At 54.6% G+C, this 16,571-nt stretch carries 18 protein-coding genes; 11 read left to right on the plus strand and 7 right to left on the minus strand.

Going from position 1 to position 16,571, the window contains the following annotated elements; genetic code table 11:
- Position 1: 1 nt before the first annotated feature.
- The 3 genes from OGM59_05045 to OGM59_05055 all read left to right on the plus strand — a co-directional run bounded on the left by OGM59_05045 (position 2) and on the right by OGM59_05055 (position 3,275).
- The gene (locus OGM59_05045; protein UYI90077.1) at positions 2-2,809 is read left to right on the plus strand and encodes a YfhO family protein; all 2,808 of its coding nucleotides are present in this window, start codon (positions 2-4) and stop codon (positions 2,807-2,809) included.
- 98 nt (positions 2,810-2,907) lie between these two features.
- Positions 2,908-3,159, plus strand: coding sequence for an ethanolamine ammonia-lyase reactivating factor EutA (locus tag OGM59_05050; protein UYI90078.1), 252 nt, complete (start codon positions 2,908-2,910; stop codon positions 3,157-3,159).
- A complete protein-coding gene (locus tag OGM59_05055) occupies positions 3,156-3,275 on the plus strand; it encodes a hypothetical protein (protein UYI90079.1) in 120 nt (39 codons plus the stop codon). The genes OGM59_05050 and OGM59_05055 overlap by 4 nt, the downstream gene beginning before the upstream one ends.
- 49 nt (positions 3,276-3,324) lie before the next feature.
- Here the strand turns inward: OGM59_05055 and OGM59_05060 are convergent, their stop codons facing one another.
- The gene (locus OGM59_05060) at positions 3,325-4,155 is read right to left on the minus strand and encodes an AraC family transcriptional regulator (GenBank protein ID UYI90080.1); all 831 of its coding nucleotides are present in this window, start codon (positions 4,153-4,155) and stop codon (positions 3,325-3,327) included.
- 134 nt (positions 4,156-4,289) lie between these two features.
- Between OGM59_05060 and OGM59_05065 the strand changes: the two genes are divergently transcribed.
- From OGM59_05065 to OGM59_05085, 5 genes are all read left to right on the plus strand, one after another.
- Entirely contained in the window at positions 4,290-5,000 is a 711-nt protein-coding gene (locus OGM59_05065) for a class II aldolase/adducin family protein (GenBank protein UYI90081.1), read from the plus strand.
- 10 nt (positions 5,001-5,010) lie between these two features.
- Positions 5,011-5,451: an L-fucose mutarotase gene (gene fucU, locus OGM59_05070; GenBank protein ID UYI90082.1), complete on the plus strand. Its 441-nt coding sequence runs from the start codon at positions 5,011-5,013 to the stop codon at positions 5,449-5,451.
- Positions 5,448-6,863, plus strand: a complete 1,416-nt coding sequence (locus OGM59_05075) for a rhamnulokinase (GenBank protein UYI90083.1) — start codon at positions 5,448-5,450, stop codon at positions 6,861-6,863. Before fucU ends, OGM59_05075 begins: the two co-directional genes overlap by 4 nt.
- Positions 6,864-6,884: 21 nt before the next feature.
- A complete protein-coding gene (locus tag OGM59_05080; protein ID UYI90084.1) occupies positions 6,885-8,669 on the plus strand; it encodes an L-fucose isomerase in 1,785 nt (594 codons plus the stop codon).
- A 315-nt stretch (positions 8,670-8,984) separates the two neighbouring features.
- Positions 8,985-9,857, plus strand: a complete 873-nt coding sequence (locus OGM59_05085; GenBank protein ID UYI90085.1) for a DUF4839 domain-containing protein — start codon at positions 8,985-8,987, stop codon at positions 9,855-9,857.
- A gap of 66 nt (positions 9,858-9,923) precedes the next feature.
- On the opposite strand, the gene OGM59_05090 is transcribed toward OGM59_05085, so the two are convergent.
- From OGM59_05090 to spoVAC, 4 genes are all read right to left on the minus strand, one after another.
- On the minus strand, positions 9,924-12,377 hold the full coding sequence (locus OGM59_05090; protein ID UYI90086.1) for a glycoside hydrolase family 3 C-terminal domain-containing protein: 2,454 nt from the start codon (positions 12,375-12,377) through the stop codon (positions 9,924-9,926).
- Between the two features lie 236 nt (positions 12,378-12,613).
- Positions 12,614-12,934 carry an SCP2 sterol-binding domain-containing protein gene (locus OGM59_05095; protein UYI91759.1) on the minus strand — a complete coding sequence of 107 codons (321 nt, stop codon included), beginning with the start codon at positions 12,932-12,934 and terminating at the stop codon, positions 12,614-12,616.
- Between the two features lie 145 nt (positions 12,935-13,079).
- The gene (gene spoVAE, locus OGM59_05100) at positions 13,080-13,433 is read right to left on the minus strand and encodes a stage V sporulation protein AE (protein ID UYI90087.1); all 354 of its coding nucleotides are present in this window, start codon (positions 13,431-13,433) and stop codon (positions 13,080-13,082) included.
- 12 nt (positions 13,434-13,445) lie between these two features.
- Complete coding sequence (spoVAC, locus tag OGM59_05105) at positions 13,446-13,889, minus strand: stage V sporulation protein AC (protein UYI90088.1); 444 nt, start codon at positions 13,887-13,889, stop codon at positions 13,446-13,448.
- A gap of 120 nt (positions 13,890-14,009) precedes the next feature.
- Here spoVAC and OGM59_05110 point away from each other — a divergent pair, with 120 nt between their 5' ends.
- Positions 14,010-14,756, plus strand: coding sequence for an ABC transporter ATP-binding protein (locus OGM59_05110; protein UYI90089.1), 747 nt, complete (start codon positions 14,010-14,012; stop codon positions 14,754-14,756).
- Positions 14,757-14,858: 102 nt separating this feature from the next.
- Here the strand turns inward: OGM59_05110 and OGM59_05115 are convergent, their stop codons facing one another.
- Positions 14,859-15,371 carry a deoxyuridine 5'-triphosphate nucleotidohydrolase gene (locus tag OGM59_05115; protein UYI90090.1) on the minus strand — a complete coding sequence of 171 codons (513 nt, stop codon included), beginning with the start codon at positions 15,369-15,371 and terminating at the stop codon, positions 14,859-14,861.
- 74 nt (positions 15,372-15,445) lie between these two features.
- Positions 15,446-15,787 (minus strand): type II toxin-antitoxin system PemK/MazF family toxin, encoded by a 342-nt coding sequence (locus tag OGM59_05120; protein ID UYI90091.1) that lies wholly within the window; start codon positions 15,785-15,787, stop codon positions 15,446-15,448.
- A 199-nt stretch (positions 15,788-15,986) separates the two neighbouring features.
- Here OGM59_05120 and OGM59_05125 point away from each other — a divergent pair, with 199 nt between their 5' ends.
- Positions 15,987-16,211, plus strand: coding sequence for a spore coat associated protein CotJA (locus OGM59_05125; GenBank protein UYI90092.1), 225 nt, complete (start codon positions 15,987-15,989; stop codon positions 16,209-16,211).
- On the plus strand, positions 16,208-16,459 hold the full coding sequence (locus OGM59_05130; protein ID UYI90093.1) for a spore coat protein CotJB: 252 nt from the start codon (positions 16,208-16,210) through the stop codon (positions 16,457-16,459). The genes OGM59_05125 and OGM59_05130 overlap by 4 nt, the downstream gene beginning before the upstream one ends.
- The last annotated feature ends 112 nt before the right edge of the window (positions 16,460-16,571 follow it).

The raw sequence follows: 16,571 nt of genomic DNA on the forward strand, positions 1-16,571 counted from the left end.
AATGAAAAGCAATCCACTGGAAAAAATGAAAAAGCGCAGCCCGCGCACCCAGTTCTTTTGGTGCTATACCCTGGGCTTTTTGCTTTGCGCTGCCGGGTGCTACTGTTGGTTTCTGATCAAGGGCAAGACCCTGATCGTAGACAGCGACGGCTGGCGCCAGCACTTTGCCGCCTTTGTGTATCTGGGCCAATACGGTCGTGAGGTGGCCCGCACCCTTCTGGCCACCCACAAGCTGGTACTGCCCCAATGGGACTTTTCCATCGGGCTGGGCAGCGATGTGCTCACCACCCTGCACTTTTACGCCATCGGCGATCCGCTGGATCTGCTCAGCGTGGTGTGCCCCACCCGCTATGCAGCGTATCTTTACAGCTTTTTATCCTTGCTGCGACTGTATCTGTCCGGCCTGGCCTTCGGTGCTTTCTGCTTTGTGAAAAAGCAGCGCCGGGTAGGCGGCGTCACCGTCGGTGCGCTGGTGTATGTGTTCACCCTGTACAGCCTGTTCATCGTCTCTCACCATCCGTTCTTTGCCTTGCCCATGGTGTTTCTGCCCCTGTTGCTGCTGGGTGTGGAGCAGATCTTGGCAGGCAAGCGGCCGTATCTGTTTATCTTCATTGTTTTTTTGGCCGCCGTCAGCAATTTTTACTTTTTCTATATGCTGGCCATCATCACGGCGTTGTACACGCTGTATCAGCTGATTTGCCGTTTCCGGCACCGGGGCAAAGCTGCGGTGGGCAAGTTCTTTCAAATCACCGGCTGTGCCTTGCTGGGCGTAGTGCTCAGTGCCGTGGTACTGCTGCCGGTGGTGCTGGCCTTTATGGGTGACAGCCGCTCTGCCGAGAGCTATGTGCGCACCTGGGTCTACAGTGCGGATTACTACCGCAACTTCTTGTCCGCCCTGTTCACCGCAGAGACCAAGCTGGGCTACCTGACCTTCCTTGGCTACAACGCGGTGGCGTTCCCGGCTATCTGCCTGCTGTTCTTTATCAAGAACAAGCAATACCGCCCGCTGCGGGTGGTGTTCCTAATCGCCACTGCGCTGCTGCTGATCCCGGTATTCGGCTGGGGTATGAATGGCTTTTCTTATGTAGCCAATCGCTGGGTGTGGGCCTACGGTATGATCGTGGCATACATTGTGGCAACCACCTGGCAGCACCTGCGCCAAATCAGCATTGGTAAGGGCGTGGCGGTTATTGCCGCCCTGGCGATGTACTCCTTAGTTGCCATTCCCCTTATGAATACAGACACCCGCAATGTGGGCGTTTCCGTTCTGCTGGCATTTCTGCTGGTGATCGTGTGTATGTTCGGCCCCAAAATGCCTAAGAAATATATGGCCCCGGTGCTGGCGCTGGTACTGGTGTTTACCTCCTTTGCAGGTAACGCCGCCTACTTTTACAGCCACCACGGCCAAAACCACATTGCCCGCTATGTGAGCTACAGCGATGTGAACAAAAAGCTAAAATCCACTGCCGCTCGCAAGGTGAAGAAAGCCACCAAGAACGACGACAGCTTTTATCGTTACAGCGGAGACAAGGTCAATTACAACGAGGCGCTCACCGCCGGTATGAACGGCACCTCTTTCTACTGGAGCTTGCAAAACAAGCACCTGACCCGGTTTATTACGGAGACAGAGCAACCGGCCAACGCCGCCTATATGATCCGCAGCTTTAACAGCTCTGCCGCCTTGAACGCGGTAAACAGCGTAAAATACTACGCCAAGCAGAGCAAGACCGCCCTACCCTACGGTTTTACCAAGATCAGCGGCAAGGTGTATCAAAACGAGAACGCCCTGCCTTTGGGCTACACCACCGCCCATGTGATCACCCGGGCGGAGTACGAAAAGCTGTCCTCTCTGGAGAAGCAGCAGACCCTGCTGCAAGGGGTGGTGCTGGACAGCGTACCCACCGGTATGACCGCCACCACGCCCACCTTTACAGACAAGAGCCTGCCCTACACCATCGTAGGCAATGACGACGCCGCCGTGGAGGGTCAAAAGCTGCACATTTACAAGAAAAAAGGCAGCGTGACCATTCAGTTCACCGGCAGCGCCGCACAGGAAACCTACCTGCGCTTTACGCTGAAAGACTACACCGATTACCCGGCGTACACCTACTACAAGACCCAGGAGAACGACCCACTGCACCGCTATTCCACAGAGAAGTGGAACAAAAAGGACGAGATCGACCAAAATCTTGTTAAGATCAGCGCCCGCAAGTTCCGCCTGCCCAGTTCGCTGAACCTGCGTTTCTCTGCCCAAACGGAGAGCGGCAAGACCTACAAGACCAACACCCTCACCTGCTACTCAGACGCCTATGTGCGCTACACCGGTGCTAAGACTTACCTGGTGGGGCTGGGTTATACGGACAGCGCCAAAAAGAGCATCACCATCACCTTTGATGAGCGGGGCATTTACGACCTGGCAGACATTGAAGTGCTGGAGCAGCCGGTAGATAATGCCAAGACGCAGATCGCTGCCCTGAGCGCAGACACCATGCAAAATGTGCAGATGCGCGCCAACGCCATTACCGGCACAGTGGATCTGAAAGAGGCAAAAATACTGTGCCTATCCATCCCATACAGCAGCGGCTGGACCGCCACGATAGACGGCAAAAAAGCAGAGCTGCTGCAAGCGAACACCGCATTCAGCGCCCTGGCGCTGGAACCCGGTAAGCACACGGTGGAGCTGCACTACCACACCCCCTACCTGCGCACCGGCGCCTGTCTGAGCGCCGCAGGCGTGGCAGCCTTTGCCGCACTGATCGTCATCACAGAGATCAACCGAAAAAAGAAAAAACAGCACCCGGCGGGCTAAGCCTTTACATCCGACGCCCCTTGTGCTAAAATAACAGTAACCTGTAAAGGAGCGGGACAGCTGCACACCTGTGTGCAACTGTCCCTTTTGCGTATTTTATGGAATATTTACTTTCTGCCGGGATTGATATTGGCACCACAACCACGCACCTGGTCATCAGCCGCATCGGCATCGCCGTGGAGCGTGGCTGGGGCACGGTGCCCAAGGCCGAGATCAAAGAAAAAACAATTCTATACCAAAGTCCCATTTACTTTACCCCGCTGGCAGACGGTCAAATTGACCTGCCCCGGGTGCAGACCATCATCCACCTGGAGCTGGAAAAGGCCGGTACAACGCCCGACCGGATATGAGCGAGAGCGACTACACCGTGGTGTCCAACATCAGCCGCTACGGTATGGCACCGGTAGAAGCCGGAGCCTATATTGCCGACGTGATCCAAGACCTGCTGCAAAAGGGCGGAAAGTAAAGACAAACAAAAAAAGCCTGTTGTCTGCTGTGGACAACAGGCTTTTTATTTAGTTTCTGTAAGCGGTAGGCGTGGTTCCCTTTAGCTGCTTGAACACCCGAGAAAAATAACTCATATCGTTAAACCCGCAGACAAAGGCGATCTCCGTCACGCTTTTATCTGTTAAGGTCAACCGCTCGCAGGCACATTCAATGCGGTAATAGTTCAGGTACGCAATGGGAGTCCTGCCGGTGAGCGCTGCAAAAGCACGACAAAAATACCGGGGCGACATGCCCGCCACAGCTGCCAATTCATCCAAAGTAATGGGCTCGCCGTAGTTATTGCGGATATAGGTGAGCACATTTTTCATCCGGGTGATCTGCTGGCGGCTTTGTGGCGGTTTGATGTCGCTGTGCATACCCAAAAGGCAGCCCAGCAATTGCCACAGCAGCCCCACGGTGGTCCACTCATAGCCCAGCTGCTCCCGCTCCATAGCATCAAAAATGCGATCCGCCAGCGCCGCCTCCGTGCTGCCCTTGGCTAAGCGGCCGGAAAAGCCATTCTCGCTGGCCAGGAATGCTGCCGCCGACTTGGTGCACACCGGGGTATCCTGGAGCAAGGTACCCAAGTCAAATACCACACACTCGTAAATACAGTCGTGGGGCGCACCTCCATGGATCACCCCGTCGGCGATCCAGGCGCTGTCCCCGGCTTGCAACTCCATCTGGCGGCCGTCCAAGCTTAGGGTAAAGCTGCCTTGCAACACCAAGATGAGCTCATATTCCAGGTGCCAGTGCAGGGGCATTTGGTACCGGGGCGCGCCCGGCTCCACATAATAAAGCTCTATGGGAAAATCAAAAGTGCCCCGCTTTTTGTCCTCATGCAATTCGCTGTAATTCATAGACCCTCAAAAAGTGAATATTGTGCTACTCGCAAGTGCATATCCTGCGTGCAAAGAATATTTATATCTAATATAATACAATTAGCATACCATGGCGGGCTTGGATTGTCAACCATGGGCAAGGAGGTTTATCTATGCAAAATATCAACGAGATCAAGGACCAGATTTGCGATGTTTGCCACAAAATGTGGCGGCTGGGCTGGGTGGCCGCCAATGACGGCAATGTGAGTGTGCGGCTGGAGGACGGTCGAATTCTTGCCACCCCCACCGGTATGAGCAAATCCTTTATTACCCCGGAAAAGCTGGTGCTGCTGGATCCGGAGGGCAATGTGTTGGAAGCCGCGGACGGCCTGCGCCCCTCCAGCGAAATCAAAATGCACCTACGCTGCTACGACAAGCGGGACGATGTGATGAGCGTGATCCATGCCCATCCGCCGGGAGCAACCGGCTTTGCCGTGGCACACAAGGCCATGGATATGTACAATATGATCGAAGATGTGGCCGTCATCGGTGCCGTACCGCTGACACCTTACGGTACCCCTTCTACCGTGGAAGTGCCCAACGCGATTGAGCCGTACCTGGAGGCGCACGATGTGATGCTGCTGGAGAACCACGGTGCACTGGCCGTTGGCAGCGATGTCATCACTGCCTTTTATCGTATGGAAAGCCTGGAACTTTGGGCCAAGATCACCATTAACGCTGTGATCCTGGGCGGCAGCCATGACATCAGCCGAGACAATATTCAAAAGCTCATTGATCTGCGGGGCTATTACAGAGTCACCGGCCGTCACCCGGGCTACAAACAATTTAACCCGGATGACGAACTGCTGCACAAGAAAGACTAAGGAGTAGGCTATGTTAAAAGGAATTTCTCCCCTACTGTCCCCGGAACTGCTAAAGGCCCTGGACGAAATGGGCCACGGCGACACTCTGGTAATCGCTGACGGCAACTTCCCGGCAGAGAGTGTCGGCAAAAACGCCAAGGTGATCCGTGCAGACGGTCACGGCGTGCCGGAGCTGCTGGATGCGGTACTGGCGCTGTTGCCTCTGGATGCCTATGTGGACGCCCCCGTATCCCTGATGGAAGTGGTGCCCGGCGACACCTGCGGCACACCCAAGATTTGGGACAAATACAAGGACATTCTTCACCGGCACGAGCCGGAACACAGCGGTATTCAAATGGTGGAGCGCTTTGCATTCTATGAAAAAGCAAAGGATGCTTACTTGATTATCGCCACCGGCGAGACCGCCATTTATGCCAACATTCTGCTGCAAAAAGGCGTGGTGCAGGCATGAAAAAGACCGTAGTTGCCTTTGACTTCGGCGCGTCCAGCGGGCGTGCTATTGCCGGTACTTATCAAGACGGCAGACTGGAATATAAGGAAGTCCACCGATTTGACAATATCCCGGTAGATGACGACGGCCGTATGTGCCACAACTTCCCTGCCATTTGTAAGGAAGTAGACGCGGCGCTCTCTAAAATGAACAGCGCCGACGGCCTGAGCTTTGACACTTGGGGTGTGGACTACGGCTTGCTGAACAAAAGCGGCAACCTGCTGCGCCTGCCCTGCCATTACAGAGACACCCGCACCGCCGGAACGGTAGAGAAAGTGCTGAAAAAAATACCGGCAGACAATCTGTACCGAGCCACCGGCAATCAGATTATGGAGATCAACACCCTGTTCCAGTTGACCACGGAAGACACTGCCGGTGCAGAGAAGCTGCTGTTTATGCCGGACTTATTTGCCCACCATCTGTGCGGCAGTATGCAAACGGAACCCACCATTGCTTCCACCTCTCAGATGCTGGATCCGGTCAACCAAACCTGGCGGACAGATATTGCCAAGGCCTGCGGCATTGACCCGCAGCTGCTGCCCGCCGTAGGCCCGTCGGCTACCGTTCTGGGTAAAACAGGCGGCGGCATACAGGTGATCGCCAGCGCCGGGCACGACACCCAGTGCGCCGTAGCGGCCATGCCTGCCGCTGCCGGTGAGCAGCCGGCATTCCTGTCCTGCGGCACCTGGTCACTGATCGGCTGCGAGCTGGACGAACCCATCCTAACGCCGGAGAGCCAGGCGGACGATTTGTCCAACGAACAGGGTGCCAACGGAAAGACCAATTACTTAAAGAACATCAGCGGTCTGTGGCTGATCCAGGAGACCCGGCGAGCCTATCGCCGTGCAGGCGCAGAATACAGCTACAACGACTTAGAGCAGCTGGCGCGGGCGGCGGAGCCGTTCACCTGCTTTATCGACCCGGACGACCCTCGCTTTTCCACCCCCGGCGATCTGCCGGAACGGATCCGTGACTTTTGCCGGGAGACCGGACAGCCGGTACCGGAAAGCGTAGGCGCCGTGGTACGCTGCATTTACGAGAGTCTGGCCATGAAGTACCGCTTTGCTTTGGATCAGATCAGCGCCCGCACCGGGCGGCAATTCAATGTGCTGCACCTGCTGGGCGGTGGTACCAAAGACGGCTTCCTTTGTCAAATGACGGCAGACAGCCTGGCTTTCCCGGTGATTGCCGGACCTACGGAGGCCACGGCTCTGGGCAATATGCTGCTGCAACTGATCGCACTAGACCAGCTACCGGATGTGGCAGCCGGTCGGGAGCTGATCCGCAAAACCGAGACCTTAAAAACCTATGAACCTAAGCCCACGGCAGCCCGAGACCGGGCGTACCGTGACTTTCAAAACATATTGCGCTAAGCGCAAACGGAGGTAATGACGATGACTTATCCAAAAATCGGTATTCGCCCCACCATTGACGGCCGCTGGGGCGGCGTGCGGGAGAGCCTGGAGGCGCAGACCATGGGCATGGCCACCGCAGCCAAAGCGCTGATTGAAGAAAATCTGCACTATCCGGACGGCACGCCGGTACAGTGCGTGCTCTCCCCCACCACCATCGGCGGCGGCGCAGAGGCAGCCAAGTGCGCCGAATACTTTGCCGGCGAGAATGTGGTGGCCACCCTGACGGTGACCCCCTGCTGGTGCTACGGATCAGAGACCTTTGACATGGACCCCCACACCATTAAGGCGGTTTGGGGCTTTAACGGCACGGAGCGCCCCGGCGCTGTGTACCTGGCCGCCGTCATGGCTGCTTACGCGCAAAAGGGACTGCCTGCCTTCTCCATTTACGGCCATGATGTGCAGGATATGACGGATAAAGAGATCCCTGCCGATGTGGCAGAGAAGATCTTGCGCTTTGCCCACGCAGCCGCTGCGGTAGGCTGGATGAAGAACAAGGCCTATGTGAACCTGGGCGGCATTGCCATGGGTATTGCCGGCAGCTTCTGCAACGCAGAAATGTTCCAAAAATACTTTGGCATTCGTGCCGAGTGGGTAGATATGACCGAGATTGTGCGCCGGATCACCCTGGGCATTTACGATCATGACGAGTTTGACAAGGCGCTGAGCTGGGTTAAAGCCAACTGCAAAGAGGGCTTTGACTGCAACGCCGGTAAGGACTTGCCGGAGATCATTCGCAAGTCCAAGGTGGTAGACCCGGACAAGGACTGGGCGTTCATCACCAAGATGACCATGATCATGCGGGATATTTTGTACGGCAATCCCAAGCTGGACGAAATGGGCTGGCACGAGGAAGCTCTGGGCAAGAACGCCATTGCCGGCGGCTTCCAGGGGCAACGCAACTGGACCGACTGGCTGCCCAATGCGGACTTCACCGAGGCCATTATGGCTTCCAGCTTTGACTGGAACGGCAAAAAGGCCCCCACGCCCTTTGCCACAGAGAACGATACTCTGAACGGCGTGGCGATGATGCTGGGCACCCTGGTCTCCGGCACCGCGCCTTGCTTCCACGATGTGCGCACCTATTGGAGCCCGGAGGCCTGCCAGCGGGTCACCGGAATGGCGCCCACCGGCGTGGCAAAAGATGGCTTTATCCACCTGATCAACTCCGGCGCTACCGCACTGGACGGCACCGGTGCCTGCCGCAATGCCAAGGGCGAGCCTTGCATGAAACCGTTTTGGGAAATGACGGATGCGGACATTAAAGCCTGCCTGAACGCCACCGACTGGTGCCGAGCGAACTATGAATACTTCCGCGGTGGCGGCTTCTCCAGCCACTTCCGCTGCCGTGCAGAAATGCCCGTAACCATGCTGCGCGTGAATGTGATCGACGGCATCGGACCGGTTTTGCAACTGGCGGAGGGGTACACCGCCGACCTGCCGGATCAGATCCACAACACCATCGACAAGCGCACAGATCCCACCTGGCCCACCACCTGGTTTTGCCCCCGACTCACCGGCGAGGGTGCCTTTAAGGACGTGTATAGTGTGATGGCCAACTGGGGCGCCAACCACGGCGTTACCGTGTACGGCCATGTGGGCGCTGATTTGATCACCCTGGCCTCCATGCTGCGTATCCCCGTGAATATGCACAATGTGCCGGAAGCGCAGATCTTCCGCCCCCACGCCTGGGCTGCCTTTGGCACAGAAGACCGCCAGTCCGCAGATTACCGCGCCTGCGCCACCTACGGTCCCTTGTATAAATAAGATCTATTAAACCTAACGCCATTCTGTTCTTTGAAACAGGATGGCGTTTTCTTTGTCTGTAACTTCTTCTTTTTAATTTTACAAATGCAACTTGTTATGGCGGCAGAAGGATGATATAATGAAAGAGCCAAACATTATTACATTTGAACAACTCACTTGTGCAGTATGTCTTTTTATCCTTGATAAAAATGCATGCTCTTATTTGCATACTGCTTTTTAAGTGAGTTGTAATGATGTTTGGCGACAGTTGAGCTATGCGTTTTTTGTGCGTATGGCTTCTGCTGTACGCATTTTTTTATTTTAAGGAGAAGAAAAATGAAAAAAGTTGTAAAAAAGGTGAAAGACGACCTCTGCGACTTCAAACAAGAAGCCCAACGACTGAAAACAATTCGGGAGGAACTGAACAAATTACGAAAGGACAACTGGTATAAAATCAAAAAGAGCGATACTTACAAACAGCAAGAAGCCCGGCTACTACAAGAACAAAAAGAATTAGAACAAAAGCATAACCGCAAGCAGCAAAAATACTGGATCGTCGGTATCGTGATCATATTTCTGTTCTTTTTTATCATTATTGAGATCGGCATAGCGACCGAACGAAACCAACCGACGAGTGCAGATACAAACACTGCTTCAGCGGTGCATATAACGGACGAAAGTACAGAGGCTTTCAGTGATTTAACAGAAACGACCACAGTTGAAGCCACAACAGAAAAACCGGAAAGCACCACAGAAAAGACAACCGCCGCCAAACCGACTACGACCACAACGACCCATTCCGCGCAAGCAAAGGAGCAAACCGTACTGACAGTCAAGAACTGCCCGGAACTGAAAAAGCTATTAGAGCTGAAAAATCCGGATGACGAGTATGTAAAGGCGTTTGCAAAGGAACATAAAGGCGATACCATCCAGTTTAACGGTTGCGTCACTTTTGTTTCCAATCACTATAAGGATGACGGCACGATTTATAAAACCAGATATGATGTTATGTTTGGATACGGCAATTACAATGAGTCCCAACAAAAGGGTCCAAACTTCAAATACGATAATGTAAATCGCACGGATATGGGATATACCGGAGAGGGGCTGCATGTAGGCAAAAATGTAAAGATCAAAGCGATCGTATCCGATTATGACGAATACACTTCCCTATTCTTCTTAGACCCGGTCAAGTTAGAAGACCGTTGATCCGTCAAAAACACATAAAGAACCCCGCACCGTTTGGTGCGGGGTTCTGCGGTTATGTAAGGAAATTTAGATGGACTTGAGCAGCTTGGGCAGCTTCGCCAAAGCACCGCCAATACCACCAAGGATCTTATTAAAGCCAACGAAGGTGGAACGATCGTCGTTGAGGATCATCAACAGGCCCTCAGCCATCTTGGGGGAGAACACGCCCATGGACATGGCGATAAAGTTACGGATCGGGATCTGGGTAGCCATAGCTGCCAGCATCTGACCGTCACCGTTCTCCGCAGAGCCGAACTTGCCCACCACCTTGCTGATCAGACGGCAAATCTTGCCGCCCCACTTGGTGTGGCTGGCATCGTCCAGGCAGTTGTACAGGTCAATGGGCTTGGTGGTGTCCCGCTCACGGGCAGGCAGCTCCTTACCGTACACAGCGGTCCACTGGGCATCGTCCATTGCCGCCAGGTCTGCGGTGTAGTAAGCCGGTGCCGTCTTTCTGTAATCCGGCACGGCAGCGGTGCAGTCGGAAATGATATTTACAGCCTTAGTCAGGCGAATATCCCGGCTGGAAGCACCAACCATAATATCAAACAAACCGGTCTCTACCTGCCAGTCCTGCAGCTCCACATTGTAAAATGCGAAGGCGCGCTTGGACAGGGTAACGGAGACTTCCTTCTCCTCCCCGGCTTTCAGGAACACTTTCTTAAAGGCACGCAGCTCCTTCTTGGGACGGAAGATGGTGCTCTCCTGATCGGCCACATAAATCTCTGCGATCTCTGCGCCGTCCACATCGCCGGTGTTCTTGATCTTAAAGGTAACGGTCAGGTCGTCCGTGTCCTTAATATTGGAGGAGGACAGCTCCAGATCGCTGTATTCAAAAGTGGTATAAGACAGGCCGTAACCGAACGGGAACTGCACTTCTTTCTCTGCGGTGTCATAGTAGCGGTAGCCGATGTACACACTCTCTTTATGCTCGCTGACCACCGGCTGGCCGGGATAGTTGCCATAGGTGGGATTATCCTCAAAGGACAGCGGATACGTCTCGGAGGTCTTACCGCTGGGACATACGGCGCCGGTCAAAATACGAGCCACAGCCTTGCCGCCGGCCTGGCCGGACAGGCCGCTGTTCAGCAGCGCCTTTGCGCTGTTCAGCCAGGGCATGTGAATAACGGAACCGCCTGCCAGCACCACCACGGTGTTGGGATTGGCAGCAGCCACCTGCTCGATCAGCTGATTATGATTGGCGGGCATTTCAATATTCGCGCGGTCATAGCCCTCGCCCTCAAACTCCTCGGTCAAACCGGCAAACACCACAGCCACATCTGCTGCCTTAGCAGCAGCCAAAGCCTCGGCCACCAGTGCATCGTCCACCTGCTCGGTGCCCTTCTTGTAACCCTGGGCATAAGTCACATCTACGCCCAGCTCTACCAGATTGTCATAGGCATTTTCCATCTTGGTGGGGTTGATCACGGAAGAGCCGGCACCCTGGTAACGGGGAGCCTTAGCCATCTCGCCGATGACGGCCACTTTCTGCCCTTTCTTCAGCGGCAGCAGGCCATCGTCGTTCTTCAGCAGCTGAATGGAGCCCTCGGCCACCTGGCAAGCCAGGTCGTGGTGGGCATCCACATCATAAGTCTTTTTGCCCTCATCCAGGGTCTTCTTGGCTTTCAGAATCAGGTTGACCACATTGTCTACCCGCTCGTTGAGCACATTCTCGTCCAGCTTACCCTCTTTGACAGCGGCAATGATCCGCTGGGTGTTCAGGTCACCGGAGGACGGCATTTCCAGATCCGTGCCGTTCTCCAAGCCGGGAATACGGTCTACGGAAGAGCCCCAGTCGGTCACGAACAGACCCTGGAAGCCCCACTCGCCGCGCGCCACCTGCTGTTGCAGCCAGCCGTTTTGAGAAGCATAAACGCCGTTAATACGGTTATAAGAGTTCATCACCGTCCAAGGCTGCGCCTCTTTAATGGCGATCTCAAAGGCGGTCAGATAGATCTCGCGCATCGCACGCTCGTCGATCACCTCGTTGATGACCATACGGTATGCCTCCTGCGAGTTGCAGGCAAAGTGCTTCAAAGAAGTACCGATGCCCTTGGACTGTACGCCGTTGATGATGTTGGCAGAGCACTTACCGGCCAGGTACGGGTCCTCAGAGAAATACTCAAAGTTACGGCCGCAAACCGGCGCGCGCTTAATGTTGGTACCGGGGCCAAGGATTACAGAAACTTCTTCCTGCAAGCACTCCTCACCAAGTGCCTCGCCCTCTTTGCGCAGCAGCTCCTCGTCCCAAGAGCAGCTGGAAGTAGCAGCGGTAGGGAAGCAGGTAGCCGGATAAGAGTTACCCAAACCCACGGAGTCGCCGTTCGGGTTCTGCTTACGCAGGCCGTGAGGGCCGTCCGTTACCATGATCTTGGGCAGACCCAGCTCCGGGGCCTCCTCCAGGTGCCAGTAGTCAAAACCGGAAACAAAAGCCGCCTTTTGCTCCAGGCTCATCTTGTTCACAATGTCAGCGTGTTTCATTCTAAATCTCCCTTCACATAATGCCGAATGGAATTCGCTGTTACATTATACAATATTTGCCGGTCGTTTCCAAGACCTTTTGTGAAAAAAGAAAAAAAGATATGGGATTTTTACCAAAATCACGGAAACACAGAACCTGCCGCACCTCCTGCCCCCGCAAAAAGAAAGAAAAAAGCGCCGCCCCTGCTTAATACGAAAACAGGTGCAGCGCTTGTCCGTACAACGGTCAAAGCCGCTTACTTTAAGAAGCGAATCAGCTCCATAGCGGCGTTGGTGTCGCCGTCTACTTTCAGCTTGCCGGTGGTGAAAGCCAGCACCGGATCCAGCTTGCCGTTCACCAACTTCATCAAGTTGGTGCCGTTGATGATCAGCCGTGCATTGCGATCATGGTAATCATAAGGCTCCACATGCAGCTGGCCGTCCTTGATCTCTATGTAAAAGATACCCTCTGCTTTGCCTTCCACATCGACCTGGAATGCCAAAGTGCCGGGAATGGACGAAACATCTGCCTTGCTGAGCTTTTTGCGCACAGCCGCAACAATAGACTCGTATGTCATAGCAGCCATTAGTATGTACCTCCTATCTGTTTTTTATCATTATAGCACAATAGTCTTGCACATTCAATAGGAGTTTCCGAACATTTATTGTGCACTTTCAACAAATATTCGCAATTTTTCTCTTGTAATAACTCGCAGTGACAAATTATTTATCCTTAGGTCTTGCCACCCAGGCTACCACCAGTGCGCTGAGCACCGCCACGGTCACCCCACCGGCGCAGGCGGTAAACCCGCCGGTGAACACGCCCAGCAGACCGTCCTTTTGCACCGCTTCCTTGACCCCTTGAGCCAGTGCATTGCCAAAGCCGGTCAGCGGCACCGTAGCGCCGGCACCTGCCAACTCCACCAGTTTAGGATACCAACCCAGACCGCCCAGCACCACTCCCAGACACACAAACAGTACCAAAATCCGCGCAGGTGTCAGCTTGGTCAGATCCATCAACAGCTGCCCCGCCATACAGATCAGTCCGCCGATCAAAAACGCATAGAGATAGATCATCGTCCCGCCCCCTTAATACAAATGAAAAACAAAGAGGATCAGGCCGTACAGCACGGAGGTAGTCACACCGTACACCAGCACCGGCCCGGCAATGGAGAACATTTGCGCCGCCGTACCCAGTACAAAGCCCTCGTGCTGGAATTCCAGCGCCGGCGACACCACAGCATTGGCAAAACCGGTAATGGGCACAATCGTGCCTGCACCTGCCTGGCGGGCGATCTTGTCAAACACACCGATACCGGTAAGCACAGCCGTTGCAACGATCAGCACCGCCGGGGTGGCCAGGCGCACCTGCCGCTCCCCCAATCCCAGGCTCTCAAACAATGTATTCAGCAGCTGCCCCAGCAGACAAATACCACCGCCGAACAAAAACGCTTTCACCGCGTTCAACAGCTTTGGGGAATTGGGGCTGGCCTTGTCCGCCATCTTGCTGTAATCACTCTTACTGATACCCAAAGAAATCACCTCATTCCTATTATTCATAGAAACTTCACGATTATACCCTTGACATTTGTCTTTCGCTTTTGTAAAATAGCATTATACTATTTGTAAATCTTAATTGAAGAAGGTACCATCATGCACTTGATTGATGTACGCGATGTTTATAAAATCTACAACCCCGGCGAGAACCAGGTGAACGCGCTGGACGGCGTAAGCCTGACCATTGACGAGGGTGAATTCGTAGCCATTATCGGCCAGTCCGGCTCCGGTAAGTCCACCTTGATGAATATGCTGGGTCTGTTGGATGTACCCACCAGCGGGGAATATTACATCAACGGCAACCTGGTAGAGGATTTGACCGACGACCAGATGAGCGTGATCCGCAATGAGCAGATCGGCTTTATCTTCCAGGGGTTCAACCTGATCTCCTCCCTGACCGCTGTGGAGAATGTGGAGCTGCCGCTGGTATACAGAGGTATGGGTCGCCAGGAGCGGCGAGAGATCGCCGAGAAAGCGCTGGCTCGCGTGGGACTGGATAAGCGTATGCACCATCTGCCGGCGGAAATGAGCGGCGGGCAGCAGCAGCGCGTGGCCGTGGCTCGCGCCATTGCCGCAGCACCTCCGGTCATTTTGGCCGATGAGCCCACCGGCAACCTGGACACCAAGTCTACCAAAGAGGTTATGGCGATTCTGCACCGACTCAAGGACGAGGGCCGCACCGTGGTGGTCATCACCCATGATAATGAGATCGCCATGGAGGCGGAGCGGGTGGTGCGTATCCGTGACGGCAAGATCGTGGAGGACTACATCAATCCCGGCTTTGAGGAAAAATACGGCCGCGAGTCCAAAAAGGACAACGCCAACCCCATCGACCAGGGCTAATAGAAAGCAGACAAAAAGGGCTTGAGATTTGATGATCTCAAGCCCTTTTCTTTTGCCAAAATACAGGCCGCGTGCGTGGTCACACGGCCATTTGTGCGTGATTTATTTCTTTGTGGTGGAACCAAATCCGCCGTCCCGCACCCCGTCGGCAGCGTCGTCCTCGGTGATCCCAAAAGGCAGAAAAATACCCTGGGCAAAGCCGTCGCCGGCGGCTACCGTGGCGCTGTGACCCGCATCGTGCGCGGTGCAGCTCATTTTGATCATAATGTGCCCCTCGTTGGAGGAGCCGTAATAATCGGCGTCAATAATACCAACGGTATTATCCAGCCCGATCCGGTGCTTAAAGCCCAGCCCGGAGCGGGGAAAGATCGCCAGCACCCAGCCCTCCGCCATCCGGGCGCGAATGCCGGTGGGCACCAGCACAGAGGCGTCCTTCGGGAAGATTACCGCAGCCGGCACATAAAAATCATACCCGGCAGACCCGGCGGTGGCGCGCTGTGGCAGCACGATACTGTCATAGACAGCCTGCACATCCTCCGTCTCCGGGAACGCTTTTAGCCAGTCCTTTTGGAACCGGTCAAAACTTACTTTTTCAAACTTGGCGATCTTTTGCATATCCGTTCTCCTTTGCGTTTCTGCTCCCAGTATAACACAAAGAGCGGCAAAAAGGAAGAGCCGATGCGCAAAAGCTACAACCCAAAGGACACGGAAATGGCGTGGTCCACCTTGCCCATATCCTGACCGTCCAGCGCGCCCATACGCTCCTTTAGGCGGCGTTTGTCAATGGTGCGCACCTGCTCCAGCAGCACCACGCTGTCCCGTGCCAACCCGCAGCTGCCGGCGTTCACCTCAATATGGGTAGGCAGGCGGCTTTTGTCGTGCTGGGAGGTAATGGCGGCAGCGATCACCGTGGGCGAGTATTTGTTGCCCACATCGTTTTGTACAATGAGCACCGGGCGCACGCCCCCCTGCTCTGAGCCCACCACCGGGCTTAAGTCCGCGTAATAAATTTCTCCGCGCTTTACAAGCACTTGGATCACCCTCGTATGCAAATTCAGACCCGGGTGCGGCCGCACTCCCGTCATGCATAGGATAGCCGGATCTGCAAGAATTTAATCAAAGGGAGAGAAAATAAAAACTCCCCTATCATTCTATGCCACCCACCGGTGGGCGCAACTGTGCACACCCGCCTAAAAAACGGCATAGAATAGTGAGAAAGGAGAGTTCATTATGGAGAAATACGAGGAGCTTTTCAACCCCTCTTTCTTAAAAAAAGAGTCTGCGGCAAAGGAAGCCTGCGACAATCGACCCCCGCTGCCAAAGGACGCTGCCGTGACCATGGCCTATGTGCCGCTGCAAACGGATATGATCACCTACGATGAGGACAAAGCGCTGCAATGCGGCACGCTGTTCCCCGCCTTGAACAAAGTCTTTTTAGGAGGGAGCGCCAAGTGAAGAAAGATAAATTGCTGCGTCGCCTGTCCGCCATGCAGTTTGCTATGTGGGAGATGCGGGAATTCCTGGATACCCACCCCAACTGCCCGGACGCCAAGGCGCTCTATAACGCCTATAAAGAAAAATACGATACCCTGGCCAAGGAGTACGAGGCCCGCTTTGGCCCCCTGACCTTAAACGGTGCCAACAGCGACGCCTGGCTCCAAGACCCCTGGCCTTGGGATGCCGGCTTTGACACGGACGAATAGAACGCAACAAAAAAACGGACGGTCCCCTGCCGAAAGGCAAAGGATCGTCCGTTTGGTTATTCGTGTTTTTGCACTGCGCAATAAGGCCCAAGGACAAGCCGGTCAGCCGTTG

The sequence above is a fragment of the Oscillospiraceae bacterium genome (assembly GCA_025757685.1).
In the GTDB taxonomy this organism is placed as follows: Bacteria; Bacillota; Clostridia; order Oscillospirales; family Acutalibacteraceae; genus CAG-217.

Coding starts and splice junctions, on each gene's coding strand:
- OGM59_05045 (UYI90077.1), top strand. CDS start 2: ATGAAAAGCAATCCACTGGAAAAAATGAAAAAGCGCAGCCCGCGCACC.
- OGM59_05050 (UYI90078.1), top strand. CDS start 2,908: ATGGAATATTTACTTTCTGCCGGGATTGATATTGGCACCACAACCACG.
- OGM59_05055 (UYI90079.1), top strand. CDS start 3,156: ATGAGCGAGAGCGACTACACCGTGGTGTCCAACATCAGCCGCTACGGT.
- OGM59_05060 (UYI90080.1), bottom strand. CDS start 4,155: ATGAATTACAGCGAATTGCATGAGGACAAAAAGCGGGGCACTTTTGAT.
- OGM59_05065 (UYI90081.1), top strand. CDS start 4,290: ATGCAAAATATCAACGAGATCAAGGACCAGATTTGCGATGTTTGCCAC.
- fucU (UYI90082.1), top strand. CDS start 5,011: ATGTTAAAAGGAATTTCTCCCCTACTGTCCCCGGAACTGCTAAAGGCC.
- OGM59_05075 (UYI90083.1), top strand. CDS start 5,448: ATGAAAAAGACCGTAGTTGCCTTTGACTTCGGCGCGTCCAGCGGGCGT.
- OGM59_05080 (UYI90084.1), top strand. CDS start 6,885: ATGACTTATCCAAAAATCGGTATTCGCCCCACCATTGACGGCCGCTGG.
- OGM59_05085 (UYI90085.1), top strand. CDS start 8,985: ATGAAAAAAGTTGTAAAAAAGGTGAAAGACGACCTCTGCGACTTCAAA.
- OGM59_05090 (UYI90086.1), bottom strand. CDS start 12,377: ATGAAACACGCTGACATTGTGAACAAGATGAGCCTGGAGCAAAAGGCG.
- OGM59_05095 (UYI91759.1), bottom strand. CDS start 12,934: ATGACATACGAGTCTATTGTTGCGGCTGTGCGCAAAAAGCTCAGCAAG.
- spoVAE (UYI90087.1), bottom strand. CDS start 13,433: ATGATCTATCTCTATGCGTTTTTGATCGGCGGACTGATCTGTATGGCG.
- OGM59_05110 (UYI90089.1), top strand. CDS start 14,010: ATGCACTTGATTGATGTACGCGATGTTTATAAAATCTACAACCCCGGC.
- OGM59_05115 (UYI90090.1), bottom strand. CDS start 15,371: ATGCAAAAGATCGCCAAGTTTGAAAAAGTAAGTTTTGACCGGTTCCAA.
- OGM59_05125 (UYI90092.1), top strand. CDS start 15,987: ATGGAGAAATACGAGGAGCTTTTCAACCCCTCTTTCTTAAAAAAAGAG.